Below are 19,217 nucleotides of genomic sequence, written 5' to 3' on the forward strand. Positions count from 1 at the left end.
TGTGGCACAATATGGGCAGTGCACGCAACGGAGGCGGCCCCCATGTCGATGGATCACCTGTTTGACAAGATTAAACAACTGCCCACCATACCCCAGCTGCTTCACGAACTAATGCAGAGCTTCGGGGATGAAAATGCCCAGATCGACAAGATAGCCGCCAAGATCGCCATGGACCAGGTGATCAGCGTCAAGGTACTTCGCCTCGCCAACTCCGCCGCCCTGTGCCGGGGCAAAGAGGTCACCTCCATCGAGCAGGCCGTGATCCGGCTCGGCTTCAACCGCTTGCGCTCCCTGGTCGTGGCGTCCAGCATCATTGGCAGCTTCAAGGCCCCGCCCAGCTTCGACAAGCACCGCTTCTGGACCGAGACCTTTCAGGTCGCCACCATAGCCCGCATCCTGGCCCAGCAAGCCAAGGAGATGGATCCCGAAACCGCCTTCACCTGCGCCCTCATCCACAACATTGGGGAGCTGCTGATCCAGAGTGCCCTGCCCGAAGAGGCGGAGCTTATCCATCTGGCGGTGCAACAGGGCAGCAGCCGGGTCGATGCCCAGCGCGAGATGCTGGGCTACGACTATGCCCAGCTCGGCGCCGAGCTGGCCCGGCGCTGGCAGCTGGCGCCCGCCTTCGTGGTCGCCATCGACCAGCAACTCGACCCCCTTGCCCATCAACCGGTCAGCCGCGATGCATTGCTGATCCGGCTGGCGGTATTCGTCTCCTTCGCCTGGCATGCCGGCGTCCCGGCCCAGACCATCATAGCCCGCTTCCCGACCCCGCTGGCCAAGCCCCTGGGGCTGGATATCAGCCAGTTGGCTGCGCAGCTTGAGACGCTCCATGAGCAGGGCAACGCCCTCGCCGAACTCCTGACCCAGTGAGCCTATGACCCAAGATATCCCGTTTCTGTTTCACCCTCAGGCGGCCCCCTGGTTTCAGGAAGGGCCCGATTCCCTGCTGCTGACCCTGTTCTGCGAGCAAACCGCCCCCATTCGCGAGGTCTGGCTGCGCCACGAGCCGGATAACGAGGAGTATCTGCTGCCCATGGCTCAGGTTGCGAGCCGGGACAGGTTGAAAATATGGCAGGTCAGACTGCCTCTGACGCAGGGGCAGGATCTGCAGCTCTACTGCTTCAAGTGCCTGACCGACGAGGGCCAGTGGTGGCTGCACGGCGCCGGGACAAGCCCTTCGGTGCCGCCCCGCGAGCAGCATTTTCGCTACAACAGCCGCCACCAGCCGCCAACCTGGGTGCAGGATCAGGTGTTCTACCAGATCTTCCCCGACCGGTTCTGCAACGGCGATCCCGCCTTGAGCGTGCGTCATCACGAGTATGAGTACGGCGGCAAGGCGGTGATCAGCAAGGCCTGGGGCGAGCCGGTCAGCCAGCAGGGTGAAGGCACCGCCAGCTGCGAGTTCTATGGCGGCGACCTGGCGGGGATAGACGCCAAGCTGCACTACCTGCACTCCCTCGGGGTGACGGCGCTCTATCTCAACCCCATTTTCGCCTCGCCGAGCAACCACAAGTACGACACCCAGGACTATTACAGCGTCGACCCCCATCTGGGCAGCAATGAACGGCTGGCCGAACTGACCCGCAATCTGCGCCAGCGCGGCATGCGCATCATCCTGGACGCCGTGGTCAACCACACCTCGACCCAGCACCCCTGGTTCTGCCCGCCCCAGGGGGCCATGGGTAATCCGGACTCGGCGTTTCGCAAGTTCTATACCTTCGATCAGGAGGGGGACTATGTGAGCTGGAAGGGGATCCGCAGCCTGCCCAAGCTGGATTTTGCCAGCGAGCAGGTGCAGGACGCCGTCTATCGCGCCGAAGACGCCATCTTGCGCCATTGGATGCGGCCGCCCTACCAGATAGATGGCTGGCGCTTCGACGTCATTCACATGCTGGGGGAGCGCGGCACCGCCGAGGGCAATCCAGGCCATGTCCGCGCCATCCGCCATACCCTCAAGCAGGAGAATCCCGACGCCTATGTGCTTGGCGAGCACTTCTTCGAGGCGAGCCAGTGGCTGCAGGGGGATCAGGAGGACGGCGCCATGAACTACTACGGCTTCGCCCACCCGATCCGCGCCTTCCTGGCCGGGCAGGATATCGCCTATCACCCCATCAAGATCAGCGCCGCCGAGCTGGACACCTGGCTCAAACTGGCCCGGGCCCATGTCCCCTTCAAGAACCAGCTCGCCCAGTTCAACCTGCTGGACAGCCATGACACCGCCCGCTTCCTCTACCTGCTCGGTGAAGACAGAGCACGGATGATGCTGGCCGCCACCTTATTGCTCACCTACATTGGCACCCCCTGCATCTACTACGGCGACGAAGTGGGCCTCTCCGGCGGCAATGACCCCGACTGCCGCCGCTGCTTCCCCTGGGACAGCACGACCTGGGATCATGTGCTGCATGAGCACTACCGCCGCCTGGCCCAGATCCGCCGTCAGCGTCCCTCCCTGCGTCGGGGCGACATCCAGACCCTGTATGCGGGCGCCCACAGCTATGTGTTCGCCCGCACCCTGCAGAGCGATCAGGTGGTGGTGGCCTGCAACCGCCACCCGAGCGAGCCGCGTACCATCCGCCTGCCCCTGTGGCAGACAGCCAGCCCCGCCAGCCGCTTCACCGACGCCTTCAACGGCGACAAGTTCGAGGTGATACAGGGCCAGCTGCACCTGACCATACCGGCCAATTCTGCCCGGGTGCTGCTCTCCAGCTAGTCAGTTCGACGGGGCCAGGCCCGGACATGGACCATAAAAAAAACCGGAGCCTGGGCTCCGGTTTTTTTGTGGGGTGACACGGGGCTCAGTAGTTGATGCTGACGTAGCTCACCTCGGGGACCTGCCACTCCTGCTTGAGGAAGACGGTCAGCACGAAGAAGAAGTTGGCGAGCAGGTTGGCGAAGCGCGGCAAGATGGGATCGTACGAGACACCGCTCTCTTCGAGGCGCACCAGCAGGCGCACCACCTTCTTGCTGGCACAGCGGCACAGATGCAGGGCCGGGATCGGCTGGGGGCCGCGGGGCAGCACGAAGCCGGTCACCCGGCCACGGCTGGCCTCGTTGTAGAAATCGTAACGCGCCTTGAGCCAGGCCATGTCCTCCTCGAAGATGCCGAGCCGACCGCGTACCGAGCCGTTGAGGTTGTAGATAAGCCGCTGCAACTGGTCGAGATCCGCAAACACGGCGGCCTCTCCCTCGTTGCGCTCCCCGGGCAGCATGGCCATGACCCCCCCGACCTGACAGCAGAGTTCATCGGTCGCTATCTCGTAGTCGCACTGGAACTGGGTCTCGTAGATGAAGGGGTAGCAGAGCTCGCGGATGTCTTTCGGGCGCTTGTGGCTGCGTTGGCGCGCGGATTGCTGCACAGGTTGCCGCTCTGAAGGGGCCGCACCCGGCTCATCCTGGGCCGGGTTGGATTCTGACTGCTGGTCCATGGCATTCTCACTCACGGGAAAAGTCGCAGTGTGCCAGCCCGGCGCGCCCCAGGCAAACCGGCGCGCCCTGCTCTCTCATCAAAACCTCAGGCGGTTCCTAGTAGCCGATAGGCGTTGAGCAGACGCTGATTAGCGGCCATGAAGCTGGCCCCCCAGACTCCCTCACCAAAGCCTCAGGCGGTGCCTAAGAGTCAATAGGCGCTGAGCAGACGCTGATTAGCGGCCATGAAGCTGCCCCCCTGACGCCCTCATCAAAGCCTCAGGCGGTGCCCAATAGTCGATAGGCGTTGAGCAGACGCTGGTTGGTGTCGATGAAGCTGGCCTCCTGGCTGGCATCGTCCCCGCGCGCAGCCAGCACGGTCGGCGTCAGCGCCTGCTGCTGACTCTCCGGCAACAGGGCATCGGCCTGTTGCTGCCAGCCCGCCAGCCTGGGCAGATAGTCCGCCAGGGGAGCCAGACTCTGCTGCAGGGCACTGCTGCCCTGATAACTCTGGCTGAGGCGGCTCGACTGCTTGAGACGCAGGGAGTAGGCCACCAGCTGGCCGTCATCCAGCCCGGGCAGCTGGGCCGGATCCAGACTCTGACCCAGCTTGCCGTTGAAGAAATGGTCCGCCAGGGAGTCGAGTCCCTTGACCAGATCGCCGATGGCAGCGAGCTCGGCATCCCCCAGATCCCCTTCGAGGGAGAAGCTGAAGTTCTGACTCAACTTGAGGCTGAACTGGCTGGCATTGCCCTGCTCCTGGGACTTGAGCTGCCAGCTGTCGTTGAAGCGCAGCATCACCCTGTCCCCATCCCGGGTCTCTATCTCCAGGGTGCCCTGCTGGCGATCGGCCATCTCGGCCGCCTTCAGATCGACATTTGACACTTCCCCGAAGAACGCTTGCTCGAACTGATCCAGCCCGTCCTGGATCAGCTTGTAGCTCTGATCGATGCCGGTCTTGATATCTTCGTTGTCGGTCGCCTTGTCACCCAGCTGCTGGCGAGCATCGGCAAAGCCCATGTTCACCCCCTTGCGGGCCTGGGCCATCATGTCCGCAAGGGCCTCGTCGGACTTGCCATCGGCCCGCGCCGCGCCGAGTCGGCCGGTCACGAAGTGCAGCACGTTGTCGGCCACCGCCTGGAAGTCGAACAGGGTCTCCGGGGTGATCTCGGCGGCTGGCTCGACCCTGGGTGCCTGATAGCCCTTGCCGTTGACCTGAAGATGGAACTGCAACGCCTGCTGCACCAGTCCCTGCGCCCAGCGCGGTGCCCGGTTCAGGATCACCTCGTCATCACTGAGCCTGTTGCTGGCGTCGCTCGCAGGAGCATTGACCAACGCCTTGCCCGGTGTCTCCCCGGCCTTGCCATGGCGCGCCTCATCGGTGCGCACCTCGCCACTCATCCGTCTGGGCTGACCCGCCCCCATGCCATCCATCTGCATCATGACTTCCTCATACAATCCCCGTTAGCAGCTTATCGGCCAGGATGAGCGCTTCTTGACCACAAAAATGATCTCGCCCTCCTCTGCGGATCCCTCCTGCCATCGAGCAGGCAAAGAGGGGGGATTTAGCGACCATAAGGTCGCACTCCCCGCAGCGCTCCCCATCTTCATCCTGCGGAATAAACTGACCGGCTACTTATTGACCATAAAAAACTGGACAATCTGCGGCTGACTTTTAAAATCATGCCCCTTTGGGTGGCCCTGTGCCGCCCACCGCTTTCTGCCCGGCCCCATCGGCCGCATCTCGAGGTATGTCATGACCCAATCCGAGCGAACCCCGGCTGCTTATCAGGCCCAGTTAGCGGCCAAGGCCCAGCGCCTGCAGGCCCTGTTTGCCGGCTTCAATCCTCCTGCCCTCGAGGTCTACGCCTCCCCGGCCGAGCACTATCGGATGCGAGCCGAGTTTCGCCTCTGGCATGAAGAGGATGACCTCTACCATGTGATGTTCGATCAGGAGAGTCGCGAGCGCATCCGGGTCGATCAGTTCCCGGCCGCCAGCGCCCTGATCAACCAGGTGATGCAGCCCCTGCTCGAGGGCCTGCGCCCGGTCAAGGCGCTGCGCTTCAAGCTGTTCCAGATAGACTACCTCTCCACCCTCTCCGGCCAGCTCTGCATCAGCCTGCTCTATCATCGTCGCCTCGACGACCAGTGGCAGGTTGCCGCCGAGGTGCTGCGTGCCAGCTTGCAGGAGCAGGGTTTTGACGTGCGCATCATAGGTCGGGCCCACAAGCAGAAGATCTGCCTGGGGGAAGAGTTCGTGGTCGAGACCCTGAAGGTGCAGGGCCGGGAGCTCATCTACCAGCAGGTGGAGAACAGCTTCACCCAGCCCAACGCCGAGATTAACCAGCTGATGCTGGGCTGGGCCCAGGACGTGACCCGGGGCAGCGAGGGGGACTTGCTGGAGCTCTATTGCGGCAACGGCAACTTCTCCATCGCCCTGGCCCAGAATTTCCGCAAGGTGCTGGCCACCGAGATCGCCAAACCGAGCGTGGCCTCTGCCCAGTTCAACATCGCCGCCAACGGCGTGGAGAACCTGATCATACTGCGCATGTCCGCCGAGGAGTTCACCATGGCGATGCGTGGCGAACGGACGTTCAATCGCCTGGAGGGCATAGATCTCGCCGCCTACCAGTGCAATACCATCTTCGTCGATCCCCCCCGCGCCGGGCTGGATGAGACCACGGTCAAGCTGGTGCAGGAGTACGACAACATCCTCTACATCTCGTGCAATCCGGATACCCTGATCGACAATATGCAGGCCCTGGGAGAGACCCACGAGGTGGCCCGCCTCGCCCTGTTTGATCAGTTCCCCTGGACCCATCATATGGAAGCGGGCATCTACCTGCGTCGCAAGGCGGGCTGATGCCACAGGGGACACATCGATCCCCCTCGACAGGCAGAATGACAACAGGGCCCGCGGGCCCTGTTTTGATTAGTTATCCCGGTGCAGAGCGCTGGCGCAGCCGTTATGCTGGCGACAAGCGCATTCGCGCCATCGCCGGGGGCCACGCCACCATGCCACGTGTTCTGTTTGTTGAAGATGATCCCGAGATAGGCCAGCTCATCAGCAGCTGGCTCGGCCGCCACGATATCGACGTCCTGCTGGAAACCCGGGGGGATCTGGCGCTGGCCAGAGCCCTGGCCGAGCGGCCGGATCTGGTGCTGCTCGACATCATGCTGCCAGGGTTGGATGGTCTCTCCCTGTGCCGGGATCTGCGGCCACGCTTCCCTGGCCCCATCGTCATGCTCACTTCGCTGGACAGCGACATGAACCAGATCCTCAGTCTGGAGCTCGGGGCCAACGACTACATCCTCAAGACCACGCCGCCCCCCGTGCTGCTGGCCCGGCTGCGAGTCCAGTTCCGCCAGCAGGGGCAGGTGCCGCAATCGGCCGCCCTCATCACGCCGCCCCAGCGCCTGCAATTCGGTCGCCTGCGCATCGACGGCCCGGGGCGGGACGTGCGCCTCGATGGCAACAGCATCCCGCTCTCCACCAGCGACTTCGATCTCTTGTGGGAGCTGGCCTGCCATGCGGGCCAAATCCTGGGGCGGGAGGCGCTGTTTCGCAACCTGCGCAGTCGCGACTATGACGGCCAGGACCGCAGCATGGATGTCGCCATCTCGCGCCTGCGTCGCAAGCTGGGGGATGACCCTCACAATCCGACCCGGATCAAGACGGTACGCCAGAAGGGCTATCTGCTAGTCCCCCAGGCCTGGGAATAAGCAGTTACCGAATGACCTTGATGCTCTCTGCTCCCTTCTCCCCTTGCGGGAGAAGGGTTGGGGATGAGGGGGGCGCCCAGACGCAATCCAGGCAAGAGGAGAGCCCCCATGCGCCGCCTGTTTATCCAGTTCTACCTGCTGCTGATCGGCTGTTTCACCCTGGCCATCCTGCTGATCGGCCTGGTCTACCAGGTCAGTGCCGAGCGGGCCGGTGACCGCTATCTGGAGCGGATGATGCAAGGCAGCCTCGGTCTGCTCACCGGTGAACTGGCTCGCTTGCCTCCAGAGCACTGGCCCGCCCGCATGACGGAGCAGAGCCGTCAGCTCGCCCTGCCGTTGCAGACAGGCGCCCTCACCAGGCAGCCGCTCGCCAACGAGGATCAAGCCTTCCTGGCAGCAGGCAACATTGTCATCGTCGAGGAGGATGACACCTTCTTGCAACGCATCCCCGGTACCGACCAGGCTCTGATCGTCGGCCCGGTGCCCTACCTCTCCTACCTGCACGAACTGCACTGGGTCGACATCGGCCTGTTGCTGCTCATCGGCCTCTCCCTCGGCCTGCCGATCCTGCTCTGGCTGCGTCCCCACTGGCGCGGCCTGCAACGTCTGGAAGAGAGCGCACGCCGGGTGGGCGCCGGGGATCTCTCCAGCCGCACCGGCTTGGCCCCCGGCAGCAGCCTGGGCCAGGTCGGTCGGACCTTCGATAACATGGCCGAACAGCTGCAAGCCATGCTGGCCAGTCGCAAACAACTGACCGATGCCATCGCCCATGAGCTGCGCACCCCGCTGGTCAGGCTCCGTTACCGGCTCGCCATGCTGGATCCACAACCGGATGACGCAGAGCAGCAGGGGCTGGAGCGCGACCTCGGCGCGCTGGATGCCCTCATCGAGGAGATGCTCACCTATGCGCGGCTCGATAGGCCCGAGCTGCCCCTGCAATGCAGCGAGGTCGAGCTGGGCGACTGGGCACAGAGCCGCCTCGTTGACTGGCAGGCACTGCGGCCGGACAGACGACTCACCCTCCAGCTTCCCGCCCATCCCCTGCCCTGGCGCGGCGACATCCGCCTGTTGGACAGAGCGCTGGAGAACCTCATCGGCAACGCCCTGCGCCACGCCACCAGCCGGGTGACCCTGGGCATGGAACGGCAGCAGGATCACTATCTGCTGGAGGTGAGCGACGACGGCCCCGGCATAGACTCTGCCCTGGCGCCCCAGATCTTCGAGCCGTTCGTGCGGCTGGATCGCAGCCGGGACAGGCGCACCGGCGGCGCGGGCTTAGGGCTCGCCATAGTGCGCAGCATCGCCCGCCACCATGGCGGCGAGGTGCAGTTGCTGCCCGCCGAGACGGGGGCCCGCTTCTGCCTCAGGCTGCCGGTACATTTGGATACAAACCGTCACCAGCCACTCACTGAAGCGGATCGGCAACAGCCTTAGGATGACGTCATGGAGAAACGCTCCATGTCATCAACCCGAACGAGGAACTGGAATATGAAAAAGCTGATCCCCCTGAGCCTGGCTGCTCTCTTCGCCCTGACCTCCGGCTTCACCATGGCTGCCACCCCGACCAAGGCCGCCGCCCCTCACGCGACCCAGACCAAGGTGGTGAAAAAGCATCACAAGGCGGCTCACACCGCCGTCGCCCCTGCCAAGGTCAAACCCGCTGCGGCGGCACCCAAGGCCTGATCGCCACGGTTCGGCGTCACCTTAAGCGAGAAGGGGCCCCATCACGGGGCCCCTTCTGTTATTTCCAACCTGACAATCTGGGCTCAATCCAGCATGTAGTCGACCGGCAGCGCAATGCGGGCGACCCCGGAGGCTACCGCGGCCAGGGCCACGGCACGGGCCACCTTGGGCAGCAGGCGGGCATCCATCGGCTTGGGAATGACGTAATCCTTGCCAAAGCTGAGCGCACTCACCCCGGCGGCGGTCAGCACCTCGGCCGGTACCGGCTCCTTGGCCAGGGCGCGGAGCGCCTCTACCGCAGCCACCTTCATGGCATCGTTGATGCGGCTGGCACGCACGTCCAGGGCACCGCGGAAGATGAAGGGGAAACAGAGCACATTGTTGATCTGGTTCGGATAGTCGGAACGGCCCGTGCCCATGATGAGGTCATCGCGCACCCCGTGGGCCAGGGCGGGCTTGATCTCGGGATCCGGGTTGGAGCAGGCGAAGATCACCGGGCGCGGTGCCATCAGGGCAACCGCCTCGGCCGGCAGCACATCCGGGCCGGAGACGCCGACGAACACATCTGCCCCCTCGATCGCCTCCATCAGGGTGCGCAGCGGCGTGTCGTTGGCGAAGCGCTGCTTGTACTGGTTGAGATCGGTGCGACCTGCGTGGATCACCCCCTGGCGGTCGAGCATGAAGATGTTCTGTGGCTGGGCGCCGCAGGTGATCAGCAAGTCCATGCAGGCGGTGGCTGCCGCGCCCGCACCCATGCAGACGATGCGGCTCTCAGGCAGGCTCTTGCCCTGAATGTCCAGGGCGTTGAGCAGGCCGGCAGCGGTGACGATGGCGGTGCCATGCTGGTCATCGTGAAACACAGGAATGTCGCAACGGGCGATCAGCGCTTGCTCTATCTCGAAGCACTCGGGAGCCTTGATGTCTTCCAGATTGATGCCACCGAAGGTGTCGGCGATGGCCGCCACAGTGTCGATGAACTGCGCGCTGGTCTCGTGCTTGACCTCGATGTCGATGGCGTCGATGCCGGCGAAGCGCTTGAACAGCAAGGCCTTGCCCTCCATCACCGGCTTGGAAGCCAGCGGCCCCAGATTGCCCAACCCCAGGATGGCGGTGCCGTTGGAGATGACGGCAACCAGGTTGCCCTTGCCGGTGTAACGATAGGCATCATCCGGATTCGCGGCTATCTCGCGCACCGGCTCGGCCACGCCAGGGCTGTAGGCCAGCGCCAGATCCCGCGCCGTCTCGGCCGGTTTGGTGAGGGCGATGGCAATCTTGCCGGGAACTGGTTGAGCGTGATAATCGAGCGCTTGCTGACGCAGATCGGACATGGGAACCCCGAGGCAATGGATGAATTAAGGGAGAAAGCGTGACTCGCCCTGGGCGAGGGGCTGGGATCATAAAGAAAAGAGCGGGGGTTTCCCAGCAGAAAATATCGCCAAATTGCTGTTAAGCCCATACTCAACAGCAATCCATGCTGGCCATAACTACCCATTTAGTCGTAGATGTGGTTTCAGTCCATCACGGGAATACCGACCAACTCTTCTGCCTGGCGCGCCAGCGCCTCCGTCATCCCCTGGAAAATAAACAGATGGAAGGGCAGCATGGCGAGCCAGTAAGCCAGCCCCCATGCCCCCTGAGGGTGCCAGTGAGCCGCGACCGTCAGCCGGGTCAAGCCGGAGGGTTCGGGGGTGATACAAAATTCGAGCCGCCCCACCCCGGGCGCTTTCATGTTGAACAGCAACGCCAGCCTGCGCCCCTCTTCCACGCCGATGATCTGCCAGGAGTCGAGCATGTCTCCCTTCACGAAACGGTCCGGGTTGGTGCGCCCACGGGTCAGGGCCGGGCCGCCGATGGCCGCATCCATCCACTCCCGAATGGCCCAGAGGCTATTCATGTAGAAGTAACGCTGCTCCCCACCCAGCCCTTGCAGCACCTGCCAGAGTGCCTCAGGAGGTGCCAGAGAGAGGGCAGTGCCGCTGGCCACCCTGTCATAGAAGCCGTACTCGGGATGGCGCCAGCGCAGTCCCAGGGGTGTCTCCTCCCCTTGTTGCTCGGCACCCAGCCTCTGTTCCAGCGCCAGACTCTCGGTCAGCGCCTCGTCGAAGCTGAGCAGGGTCTGGGGCAGCAGGGCTCGCAGGGGGCCATCATCGGCCGGGATGTCGTGCTTGAGGCCACCGACCAGGGCCTTGGCCACCGGTTGGGGCACCGAGGTGGCAAACTGCAGCCACCAGGCGGAGAGCCGCGGGGTCAGCAAGGGAATGGGAATGATGGGGCAGCGTTTGCCGATATGGGCGGCGAAGCGCTGCAACTGCTGCTGGTAGCTGAGCAGCTCCGGGCCCACGGCGTTGAGCACCTCGCCATCGACCCCCTCTGCCTCCACCAGACCGCCGAGGTAGTGGAGCAGGTTGGAGAGGGCGATGGGCGGGGTGCGGGATCGCACCCACTTCGGCGTGACCATGAGCGGCAGGTTGAACACCAGATCCCGCATCACCTCGAACGCCGCCGAACCGGGCCCTATGATGATGCCGGAACGCAGCTCCACCGTCGGCACCCCGGAGGCACGAAACAGCTCGCCGCAGTGGCGGCGGGAGTTGAGGTGGCGACTGTTGCACTGTTCGGGCTGGATGGCGCCCAGATAGATGATGCGGCGCACCCCGGCGGCATGGGCGGCGGCGGCAAAATTCTTCACCCCCTGCTGTTCGAGGCGATGGAAGTTGGCACCGGCCCCCATGGCATGCACCAGATAGAAGACGGTATCCACCCCGGCCAGGGCCTCAGGCAGGCTATCGGGCTTGAGCACATCGGCCAGGCGGAACTCAACCCCGGCAGGCAGGCGACAGGAGCGACGGGCCCCGGCGATCACCCTGTGCCCCGCCTCCTGCAAATAGGGCACTAAATGAGATCCGATATAACCGGCCGCCCCCATCACCAGACAACTTCTCATCCCGACGCTCCTTAGATCTCAACCCGCCCCGTCATGGCCCTTGCCATGATCCGCCCCTCACCATAGGGCAATCCGGGCCAATACAGAACGCCGGGCAACAAAAAAGGCGCCCGATGGGCGCCCTTTTCAGGATTCTTCAGAAGTAAGATTACTTCTTGGCAGTCAGACCACCGAAACGCTTGTTGAACTTGTCTACGCGGCCGCCGCTAGAAACTTCTTTCTGCTTGCCGGTATAGAACGGGTGGCAGGCGGAACATACGTCCAGGCTCAGATCTTTGCCCAGAGTAGAGAAGGTGTTGATGACGTTACCGCAAGAACATTTGCAGGTGATGGCGACGTACTCAGGATGGATATTAGCTTTCATGGACAACCTCAATTATCAGGCCGTGTCGCCATCCGATCTCTTGTCGGACACCACACGATTGTTGAACACAGTTTCAAAGGCTGCGAATAATATAGGAAATGCCTGATAGCAGGCAAGTGGCTTCGCAGAAAAAATAGGCAACCCTTGGTGGATTCATCGCAAACGCTTGATCTGGTTCGTGTCGCAGTGCCGGTTCCTCTTCGCCGTCATTTCGACTATCTCTCCCCCCTGCCCCTGCCTGCGCCCGGTTGCCGGGTCGAGATCCCCTTCGGCCCCCAGACCCTGGTCGGCCTGGTGGTGGATCACCCGACCGAGAGTCAGGTGCCCCGCGCCAAGCTCAAACCGATAAAACGGGTGCTGGACAGCGAGCCGGTGCTGGGCCCGGACATACTGGCGCTGATGGCCTGGAGTGCCAACTACTACCAGCATCCCCTGGGAGAGGTGCTGCCCCACGCCTTGCCGGTGCTGGTGCGCAAGGGGGAGCCCGCCGCCTACCGCGAGCTGGAGTTCTGGTTTGCCACCGAAGCCGGGATGGCAGTCGATCTCAACGAGCTCAAGCGCGCGCCTAAGCAGCAGCAAGCCCTGGCCCTGTTGCGCAAGGGTCCCCAGACCCCTTCCGCCCTCAAACTCGAAGAGATCCAGAGTGCGGCGCTCACCGCCCTGGAGAAGAAGGGCTTGCTGGAGAGACGCAGCCTGGAGCCGAGCCATGAGGGGGACTGGGCGAGTCGCTTCGAGGCGGGGGAGGGGCTGCGCCTCAACGGCGAGCAGGCGCTGGCGGTCTCGGCCATCACCAGTCAGAGCGATCAGTTCGGCGCCTTCCTGCTCGATGGCATCACCGGCTCCGGCAAGACCGAAGTTTACCTGAGCATCCTCGAGCCCCTGCTCAAGGCGGGCAGGCAGGCGCTGGTGATGGTGCCCGAAATCGGCCTCACCCCCCAGACCATCAATCGCTTCCGGCGCCGCTTCCAGGTGCCGGTGGTGGCGATGAACTCCGCCATGAACGACAGGGAGCGGCTCGACGCCTGGCTCGCCTGCCGCGACGGTGGCGCCGCCATCTTGATCGGCACCCGCTCCGCGGTGTTCACCCCGTTCAAGAACCTCGGCATCATCATCATCGACGAGGAGCACGACGGCTCCTTCAAGCAGCAGGACGGTTTTCGCTACCACGCCCGGGATCTGGCGGTGATGCGGGCCCATCGCGCCGGCATTCCCATACTGCTCGGCTCGGCCACGCCGTCGCTCGAGACGCTGCACAATGCCCGCACCGGCAAATACCACCACCTCAGCCTGACCCGGCGCGCTGGCAACGCCCAGACCGCCCGCCAGGTGATCCTCGACATCAAGAGCGTGCGGTTGCAGGCCGGGCTCTCCCCCCAGCTGGAGCAGCTGATGGGGTCACATCTGGTGGCGGGCAACCAGGTGATGCTGTTTCTCAACCGCCGCGGCTATGCCCCGTCGCTGATCTGCCACCAGTGCGGCTGGAGCGCCGCCTGCGAGCGTTGCGATGCCTGGTACACCTGGCATCAGGCCGGACGGCGGCTGCACTGCCACCACTGCGACAGCGTGCGCCCGCTGCCTCATAGCTGCCCGGAGTGTGGCAGCAACGAGCTGATCGGTTCAGGGGTCGGCACAGAACAGCTTGAGCAGTTGCTCACCACCGTTTTCCCTCAATACCCCGTGGTGCGCATCGACAGGGACAACACCCGCCGCAAAGGCGAGCTGGAGACCCATCTCGGCGACATCAAGGCGGGCAAGTACAAGATCCTGATCGGTACCCAGATGCTGGCCAAGGGCCACCACTTCCCGGACGTGACGCTAGTGGGGCTGCTGGATGTGGATGGCGCCCTGTTCAGCGCCGATTTTCGCGCCGCCGAGAAGCTGGCCCAGCTCTACACCCAGGTCGCGGGCCGGGCCGGTCGCGCCAGCAAGCCCGGGCTGGTGGTGCTGCAGAGCCACCACCCAGAGCACGCCCTGCTACAGGACTTGACCCAAAACGGTTACGGCCACTTCGCCGATACCGCGCTCAAAGAGCGCCGCCTGCTGGGGTTGCCGCCGTTCAGCTATCAGGGACTGTTCCGGGCCGAGGCCACCGGCCGCGACGAGGTGCAGCTGTTCCTTGCTCGCCTCGCCGATACCCTGCGCAGTGCCCGCTATCCCCATGTGCAGGTGCTGGGCCCCATCAGCGGCTTCATGGAGCGCAAGGCGGGCAAGTTCCGGATGCAGCTGCTGGTGCAGGGGCCGAACCGGGCCCCCCTGGCCCAGCTGCTGGATTGGGCGGTGAAGGAGCTGGATGGCTGGACCGAAACCAAGAAGGTGCGCTGGAGCCTGGACATAGATCCCACCGAACTCAATTGAGCTAAGTTAAGCGGGCCCAAGGGGTTAAGGGCCGCTGGGACCAGCCCCAATCCCATATTGCCAAGCAGCAAGCCCGCCTCGTCATTGGCTATGCTCAAGGGCCAAATGCACGTTTTTCGCCGTTAGTCGGGTCTATTGACCCATAACTGACATCTGATGCGTATATAGCTCTCTTTCGATAACCAGAATCCAGACAAGGAGTCAGAGCGTGATCCCAGCCACTCTTAGCGTGACCACCACGGAGCTGCCCGAGCCGACCCGCACCCTGTTGCTGACCGGTCAGGATCCGGAGGTCAAACGCCGTGAAATTCTCACTTATTTTTGTCAGACCTTCGATCTCTATGACAGCCTGTTCGATTGCCTGGCCGACCCCCGAGCCTGGTTCAGCAAGGCCATCTCCCTGCGCCATCCGCTGATCTTCTATTACGGCCACACGGCCGCCTTCTTCATCAACAAGCTGCTGGCCGCCCGCCTCATCGAGAGGCGTATCGACGCCGACATAGAGGCCATGGTCGCCATCGGCGTCGACGAAATGAGCTGGGACGATCTTGACGAGACTCACTATGACTGGCCCAGGGTGGAGGCGCTGCGCAGCTATCGCGGCAAGGTGCGCGCCCGGGTCATCGACTTCATCAATCAGATGCCCATCACTCTGCCCATCGACTGGCAGAGCCCGGCCTGGGTGATCCTCATGGGCATAGAGCATGAGCGCATCCACCTCGAAACCTCGAGCGTATTGATCCGCCAGCTGCCACTGGACTGGGTGCGCAGCCAGCCCTATTGGCCCGCTTGCCAACGAGCGCGCCACCGCCTGAGCGAGGTGCCAGACAACAGCTTGTTACCGATAACCGGGGGCCAGATAACGCTAGGCAAGCGCGATGATACCTATGGCTGGGACAACGAATATGGCACTCGCAGCCTCGACATCGAGGCCTTCCAGGCCAGCCGCCTGCTGGTGAGCAATGGTGAATACCTTTCCTTCGTGCAGGATGGCGGTTATCAGACGCAAACCTGGTGGGATCAGGAGGGTTGGGGCTGGCGCCAATACGCAGGGACCCAGATGCCCAGCTTCTGGCTCGGCGAACTGGCAAGCCCCGAACAGCTGCAACTGCGGCTGATGACCGAAGTGGTTGCCATGCCCTGGGACTGGCCGGTAGAGGTCAACCAGCTGGAGGCTGCCGCCTTCTGTCGCTGGAAATCGGCCAAGACCGGGCTGCCCATCCAGCTGCCGAGCGAGGCGCAGTGGGCACGGCTACGGGAGCAACTGGCTGGGGATCAACCCGATTGGCATCGGGCCCCTGGCAATATCAATCTGGCCGGTTTCGCCTCCCCCTGTCCGGTCGATATGTTCCCCCAGGGTGAGTTCTGCGATCTGGTCGGCAACGTCTGGCAGTGGACAGGCACCGCCATCGACGGCTTCGAGGGGTTCCAGGTTCACCCTCTCTACGATGATTTCTCCACCCCCACCTTCGACGGCAAGCACACGCTGATCAAGGGGGGAAGCTGGATCTCCACCGGCAACGAGGCGCTCAAATCGGCTCGCTATGCCTTTCGTCGCCACTTCTTCCAGCATGCGGGTTTCCGCTATCTGGTCTCCCGCTATCAGGAACCCGTCATAGTGAACCCTTACGAAACCGATGCCCTAGTGGCCCAATATCTGGATTTCCAGTACGGTCCCAGCCATTTTGGCGTGGCCAACTACGCCAAGACCCTGGCCGATATCGCCAGCGAACTGTGCAGCAACCGCCAGAGGGCGCTCGACATAGGCTGCGCCACCGGCCGCGCCAGCTTCGAGCTGGCCCGCCACTTCCAACATGTGGATGGAGTGGATTACTCGGCCCGCTTCATCGATGTCGCCCTCTCCCTTGCCAAGCAGGACAGCTTTCGTTACGCCCTGCTCCAGGAGGGAGATCTGGTGCAATATTGCGAGGCGCGTCTCACCGAACATGATCTCGGCCCCGCCCAGGCCGCGCGCATCCATTTCAGCCAGGGGGATGCCTGCAACCTCAAACCAAAATACGATCACTACGATCTGGTGCTCGCCTCCAACCTTATCGATCGGCTGCGTGAGCCTGCCCGCTTCCTGCGCGACATCTCACCCAGATTGCGTTCCGGCGGTCTGCTGATGCTCACCAGCCCTTACACCTGGCTCGAGGAGTACACCCCCAAGGCCAACTGGCTAGGTGGTGTGCGTGAGAATGGTGAAGCACTCAGCACCCATCAAGCACTGCAACGCTTGCTGGCCGCGGAGTTTGAAGAGCTATGCGAACCACGCGATATTCCCTTCGTCATTCGCGAGACTGCCCGCAAACATCAGCACACCCTTGCCCAGCTCACCATCTGGCGCAAGCGCTGATCCCCCCTTAGCTCACATCCGGATAACAAAAAGCCCCGCTCGAGCGGGGCTTGCTTTCTATTCACTCGCGGCCATCGGCCAGTGCGGCATGAGCACCACTATCCTCTCGGTAGCGACGCGCCAGCACGGCGCACACCATCAGCTGGATCTGGTGGAAGATCATCAATGGCAACACCATGACTCCGACACTGGCGGCTGGGAACAGCACATTGGCCATGGGCACGCCGTTTGCCAGACTCTTTTTGGAACCGCAAAACACAATGGTGATCTCATCAGCTCGGCAAAAACCAAGCCGACGACTGATCCAGACGTTCCAGGCCAGTATCAGGGCCAGCAAGAGGCAGCTCAGCAGCACTATGCTGCCCAAGTCATACCAACCTACCTGATGCCAGATACCCTGCACCACAGCCTCGCTGAAGGCCGTATAGACCACCAGGAGGATGGAACTTTGATCCAGCTTGCCGATAAGTGGTCGGTGGGAGTCGATCCAAGAAGCAATCAGTGGTCGAGAGAGATGACCCACCACGAACGGCAACATCAACTGCATCATGATGGACTGGATGGAGTGCCAGGTATCCACCTCCACGCCTTGCACATCGATCATCAGGCCCACCAAAATTGGGGAGAGGAAGATGCCAAGTATGCTGGACGCCGAGGCACTGCACACAGCAGCAGAGACATTGCCTCCCGCCATCGAGGTGAAGGCAATCGCCGATTGCACCGTTGCAGGCAGCGCACAGAGATAAAGAAAACCGAGGTAGATGGCCGGGCTCAGCCACTGGGGAACCAGGGGGGTGAGCAACAGCCCCAGTAGCGGAAACAGCAGGAAGGTACTGGCCATCACCACCAGATGCAACCGCCAGTGACCCAGCCCGGCGATGAGGTTCTGCCGTGACAACTTGGCGCCATGCATGAAGAACAACAACGCCACCGCCAGCTTGGTGAGGGTGGCAAACCAGAGGGCAAGCTGACCTTCACAGGGGAAGAAAGAGGCCAGACTCACCACCAGGATGAGCAGACAGGTAAAGGGATCCAGACGCACAGACAACCTCCATCAGAGTCACCTCATCCGAAATGAGGTCAGAGAACCGGGGCTCAGAGCCTCGGTGACAGGGGGATCAGCTTAACCGGATGGAGGGGGATGAGAAAGAGACGAAACAAGGTGAGGCGGTTCACGCGCAGAAAGCAAAAAGGCCTCCCGCATGGGAGGCCTCTTCTAAATAGGTGCCTGACAGTGTCCTACTCTCGCATGGCGAATGCCACACTACCATCGGCGCTACCGCGTTTCACTTCTGAGTTCGGCATGGGATCAGGTGGGTCCACGGCGCTATTGCCGTCAGGCAAAAGCTGTATCACTAACTTAAAACTGGTGCTGATACCCAGAGTCGAACTGGGGACCTCATCCTTACCAAGGATGCGCTCTACCAACTGAGCCATATCAGCACACTAACCGGTAAAGAACACACTGTGTGCGTTATCTCAATCTGTTGTCCGCAACAACCTGACGTTGTTACACGACCAATCACATCGCTGTGACCGTAATTAGGAGCCTGGCAGTGTCCTACTCTCGCATGGCGAATGCCACACTACCATCGGCGCTACCGCGTTTCACTTCTGAGTTCGGCATGGGATCAGGTGGGTCCACGGCGCTATGGCCGCCAGGCAAAAAACTTCATCCGGAAAGCTGACGTGAATAACGATGTTGCTCGTGGCTTGTCGCTATCACTGAATTTGTAAGTAGTTCATGCACTTGCTACAAGGCCAGAAACACTTCTTGGGTGTTGTATGGTTAAGCCTCACGGGTAATTAGTATGGGTTAGCTCAACACGTCGCCGCGCTTACACACCCCACCTATCAACGTTGTGGTCTCCAACGGCCCTTTAGGACCCTCAAGGGGTCAGGGATGACTCATCTCAGGGCTCGCTTCCCGCTTAGATGCTTTCAGCGGTTATCGATTCCGAACTTAGCTACCGGGCAGTGCCACTGGCGTGACAACCCGAACACCAGAGGTTCGTTCACTCCGGTCCTCTCGTACTAGGAGCAACTCCCTTCAATCATCCAACGCCCACGGCAGATAGGGACCGAACTGTCTCACGACGTTCTGAACCCAGCTCGCGTACCACTTTAAATGGCGAACAGCCATACCCTTGGGACCGACTTCAGCCCCAGGATGTGATGAGCCGACATCGAGGTGCCAAACACCGCCGTCGATATGAACTCTTGGGCGGTATCAGCCTGTTATCCCCGGAGTACCTTTTATCCGTTGAGCGATGGCCCTTCCATTCAGAACCACCGGATCACTATGACCTACTTTCGTACCTGCTCGACCTGTCCGTCTCGCAGTTAAGCTGGCTTATGCCATTGCACTAACCTCCTGATGTCCG

14 protein-coding genes, 1 tRNA gene and 3 rRNA genes (1 of these 18 running past the window's edge) are annotated in these 19,217 nt (G+C 62.4%); 8 read left to right on the forward strand and 10 right to left on the reverse strand.

The features are described 5' to 3' along the window. Positions 1–42: 42 nt before the first annotated feature. Positions 43–873, forward strand: coding sequence for an HDOD domain-containing protein (locus KYK33_RS19125; RefSeq protein ID WP_042042526.1), 831 nt, complete (start codon positions 43–45; stop codon positions 871–873). A 4-nt stretch (positions 874–877) separates the two neighbouring features. Then, complete coding sequence (gene malZ, locus KYK33_RS19130) at positions 878–2,713, forward strand: maltodextrin glucosidase (protein WP_224431530.1); 1,836 nt, start codon at positions 878–880, stop codon at positions 2,711–2,713. An 85-nt stretch (positions 2,714–2,798) separates the two neighbouring features. Here malZ and KYK33_RS19135 read toward each other — a convergent pair whose 3' ends face one another. Together KYK33_RS19135 and KYK33_RS19140 are read right to left on the reverse strand one after the other, a co-directional pair. Further along, positions 2,799–3,428, reverse strand: a complete 630-nt coding sequence (locus KYK33_RS19135) for an ATP--cob(I)alamin adenosyltransferase (RefSeq protein ID WP_224431531.1) — start codon at positions 3,426–3,428, stop codon at positions 2,799–2,801. A 259-nt stretch (positions 3,429–3,687) separates the two neighbouring features. Then, positions 3,688–4,848: a DUF5610 domain-containing protein gene (locus KYK33_RS19140; protein ID WP_224433060.1), complete on the reverse strand. Its 1,161-nt coding sequence runs from the start codon at positions 4,846–4,848 to the stop codon at positions 3,688–3,690. 316 nt (positions 4,849–5,164) lie between these two features. On the opposite strand from KYK33_RS19140, the gene trmA reads away from it, so the two are divergent. The 4 genes from trmA (at position 5,165) to KYK33_RS19160 (ending at position 8,814) form a co-directional block, all read left to right on the forward strand. Beyond that, a complete protein-coding gene (gene trmA, locus KYK33_RS19145; RefSeq protein WP_224431532.1) occupies positions 5,165–6,271 on the forward strand; it encodes a tRNA (uridine(54)-C5)-methyltransferase TrmA in 1,107 nt (368 codons plus the stop codon). A 152-nt stretch (positions 6,272–6,423) separates the two neighbouring features. Further along, positions 6,424–7,131 carry a two-component system response regulator RstA gene (gene rstA / locus KYK33_RS19150; protein WP_224433061.1) on the forward strand — a complete coding sequence of 236 codons (708 nt, stop codon included), beginning with the start codon at positions 6,424–6,426 and terminating at the stop codon, positions 7,129–7,131. A 108-nt stretch (positions 7,132–7,239) separates the two neighbouring features. After that, positions 7,240–8,565: a two-component system sensor histidine kinase RstB gene (gene rstB / locus KYK33_RS19155; RefSeq protein ID WP_224431533.1), complete on the forward strand. Its 1,326-nt coding sequence runs from the start codon at positions 7,240–7,242 to the stop codon at positions 8,563–8,565. A 54-nt stretch (positions 8,566–8,619) separates the two neighbouring features. Then, positions 8,620–8,814: a hypothetical protein gene (locus KYK33_RS19160; protein WP_224431534.1), complete on the forward strand. Its 195-nt coding sequence runs from the start codon at positions 8,620–8,622 to the stop codon at positions 8,812–8,814. Between the two features lie 83 nt (positions 8,815–8,897). On the opposite strand, the gene KYK33_RS19165 is transcribed toward KYK33_RS19160, so the two are convergent. From KYK33_RS19165 to rpmE, 3 genes are all read right to left on the reverse strand, one after another. Further along, positions 8,898–10,142 carry a malic enzyme-like NAD(P)-binding protein gene (locus KYK33_RS19165; protein WP_224431535.1) on the reverse strand — a complete coding sequence of 415 codons (1,245 nt, stop codon included), beginning with the start codon at positions 10,140–10,142 and terminating at the stop codon, positions 8,898–8,900. 182 nt (positions 10,143–10,324) lie between these two features. Then, complete coding sequence (locus KYK33_RS19170) at positions 10,325–11,758, reverse strand: DUF2867 domain-containing protein (RefSeq protein ID WP_224431536.1); 1,434 nt, start codon at positions 11,756–11,758, stop codon at positions 10,325–10,327. A gap of 148 nt (positions 11,759–11,906) precedes the next feature. Next, a complete protein-coding gene (gene rpmE, locus KYK33_RS19175; protein WP_042042518.1) occupies positions 11,907–12,122 on the reverse strand; it encodes a 50S ribosomal protein L31 in 216 nt (71 codons plus the stop codon). Between the two features lie 147 nt (positions 12,123–12,269). On the opposite strand from rpmE, the gene priA reads away from it, so the two are divergent. Further along, a complete protein-coding gene (priA, locus tag KYK33_RS19180; protein ID WP_224431537.1) occupies positions 12,270–14,477 on the forward strand; it encodes a primosomal protein N' in 2,208 nt (735 codons plus the stop codon). Positions 14,478–14,685: 208 nt separating this feature from the next. Then, positions 14,686–16,833, forward strand: a complete 2,148-nt coding sequence (gene ovoA, locus KYK33_RS19185) for a 5-histidylcysteine sulfoxide synthase (protein WP_224431538.1) — start codon at positions 14,686–14,688, stop codon at positions 16,831–16,833. A gap of 61 nt (positions 16,834–16,894) precedes the next feature. Here the strand turns inward: ovoA and KYK33_RS19190 are convergent, their stop codons facing one another. The 5 genes from KYK33_RS19190 to KYK33_RS19210 form a co-directional block, all read right to left on the reverse strand. Beyond that, a complete protein-coding gene (locus KYK33_RS19190; RefSeq protein ID WP_224431539.1) occupies positions 16,895–17,875 on the reverse strand; it encodes a bile acid:sodium symporter family protein in 981 nt (326 codons plus the stop codon). 184 nt (positions 17,876–18,059) lie between these two features. Further along, positions 18,060–18,174: ribosomal RNA gene (gene rrf, locus KYK33_RS19195) — 5S ribosomal RNA — on the reverse strand. Between the two features lie 26 nt (positions 18,175–18,200). Further along, a tRNA-Thr gene (locus KYK33_RS19200) sits at positions 18,201–18,276 on the reverse strand. 105 nt (positions 18,277–18,381) lie between these two features. Beyond that, a 5S ribosomal RNA gene (rrf, locus tag KYK33_RS19205) occupies positions 18,382–18,496 on the reverse strand. Between the two features lie 122 nt (positions 18,497–18,618). Continuing rightward, positions 18,619–19,217, reverse strand: a 23S ribosomal RNA gene (locus tag KYK33_RS19210) (it continues 2,291 nt past the right edge of the window).

It is taken from the genome of Aeromonas rivuli (assembly GCF_020149575.1).
Lineage (GTDB): Bacteria > Pseudomonadota > Gammaproteobacteria > Enterobacterales > Aeromonadaceae > Aeromonas > Aeromonas rivuli.

Excerpts from the sequence above, each read along its gene's own strand:
- KYK33_RS19125 (WP_042042526.1), top strand. The coding sequence starts at position 43 with ATGTCGATGGATCACCTGTTTGACAAGATTAAACAACTGCCCACCATA.
- malZ (WP_224431530.1), top strand. The coding sequence starts at position 878 with ATGACCCAAGATATCCCGTTTCTGTTTCACCCTCAGGCGGCCCCCTGG.
- KYK33_RS19135 (WP_224431531.1), bottom strand. The coding sequence starts at position 3,428 with ATGGACCAGCAGTCAGAATCCAACCCGGCCCAGGATGAGCCGGGTGCG.
- KYK33_RS19140 (WP_224433060.1), bottom strand. The coding sequence starts at position 4,848 with ATGCAGATGGATGGCATGGGGGCGGGTCAGCCCAGACGGATGAGTGGC.
- trmA (WP_224431532.1), top strand. The coding sequence starts at position 5,165 with ATGACCCAATCCGAGCGAACCCCGGCTGCTTATCAGGCCCAGTTAGCG.
- rstA (WP_224433061.1), top strand. The coding sequence starts at position 6,424 with ATGCCACGTGTTCTGTTTGTTGAAGATGATCCCGAGATAGGCCAGCTC.
- rstB (WP_224431533.1), top strand. The coding sequence starts at position 7,240 with ATGCGCCGCCTGTTTATCCAGTTCTACCTGCTGCTGATCGGCTGTTTC.
- KYK33_RS19160 (WP_224431534.1), top strand. The coding sequence starts at position 8,620 with ATGAAAAAGCTGATCCCCCTGAGCCTGGCTGCTCTCTTCGCCCTGACC.
- KYK33_RS19165 (WP_224431535.1), bottom strand. The coding sequence starts at position 10,142 with ATGTCCGATCTGCGTCAGCAAGCGCTCGATTATCACGCTCAACCAGTT.
- KYK33_RS19170 (WP_224431536.1), bottom strand. The coding sequence starts at position 11,758 with ATGAGAAGTTGTCTGGTGATGGGGGCGGCCGGTTATATCGGATCTCAT.
- rpmE (WP_042042518.1), bottom strand. The coding sequence starts at position 12,122 with ATGAAAGCTAATATCCATCCTGAGTACGTCGCCATCACCTGCAAATGT.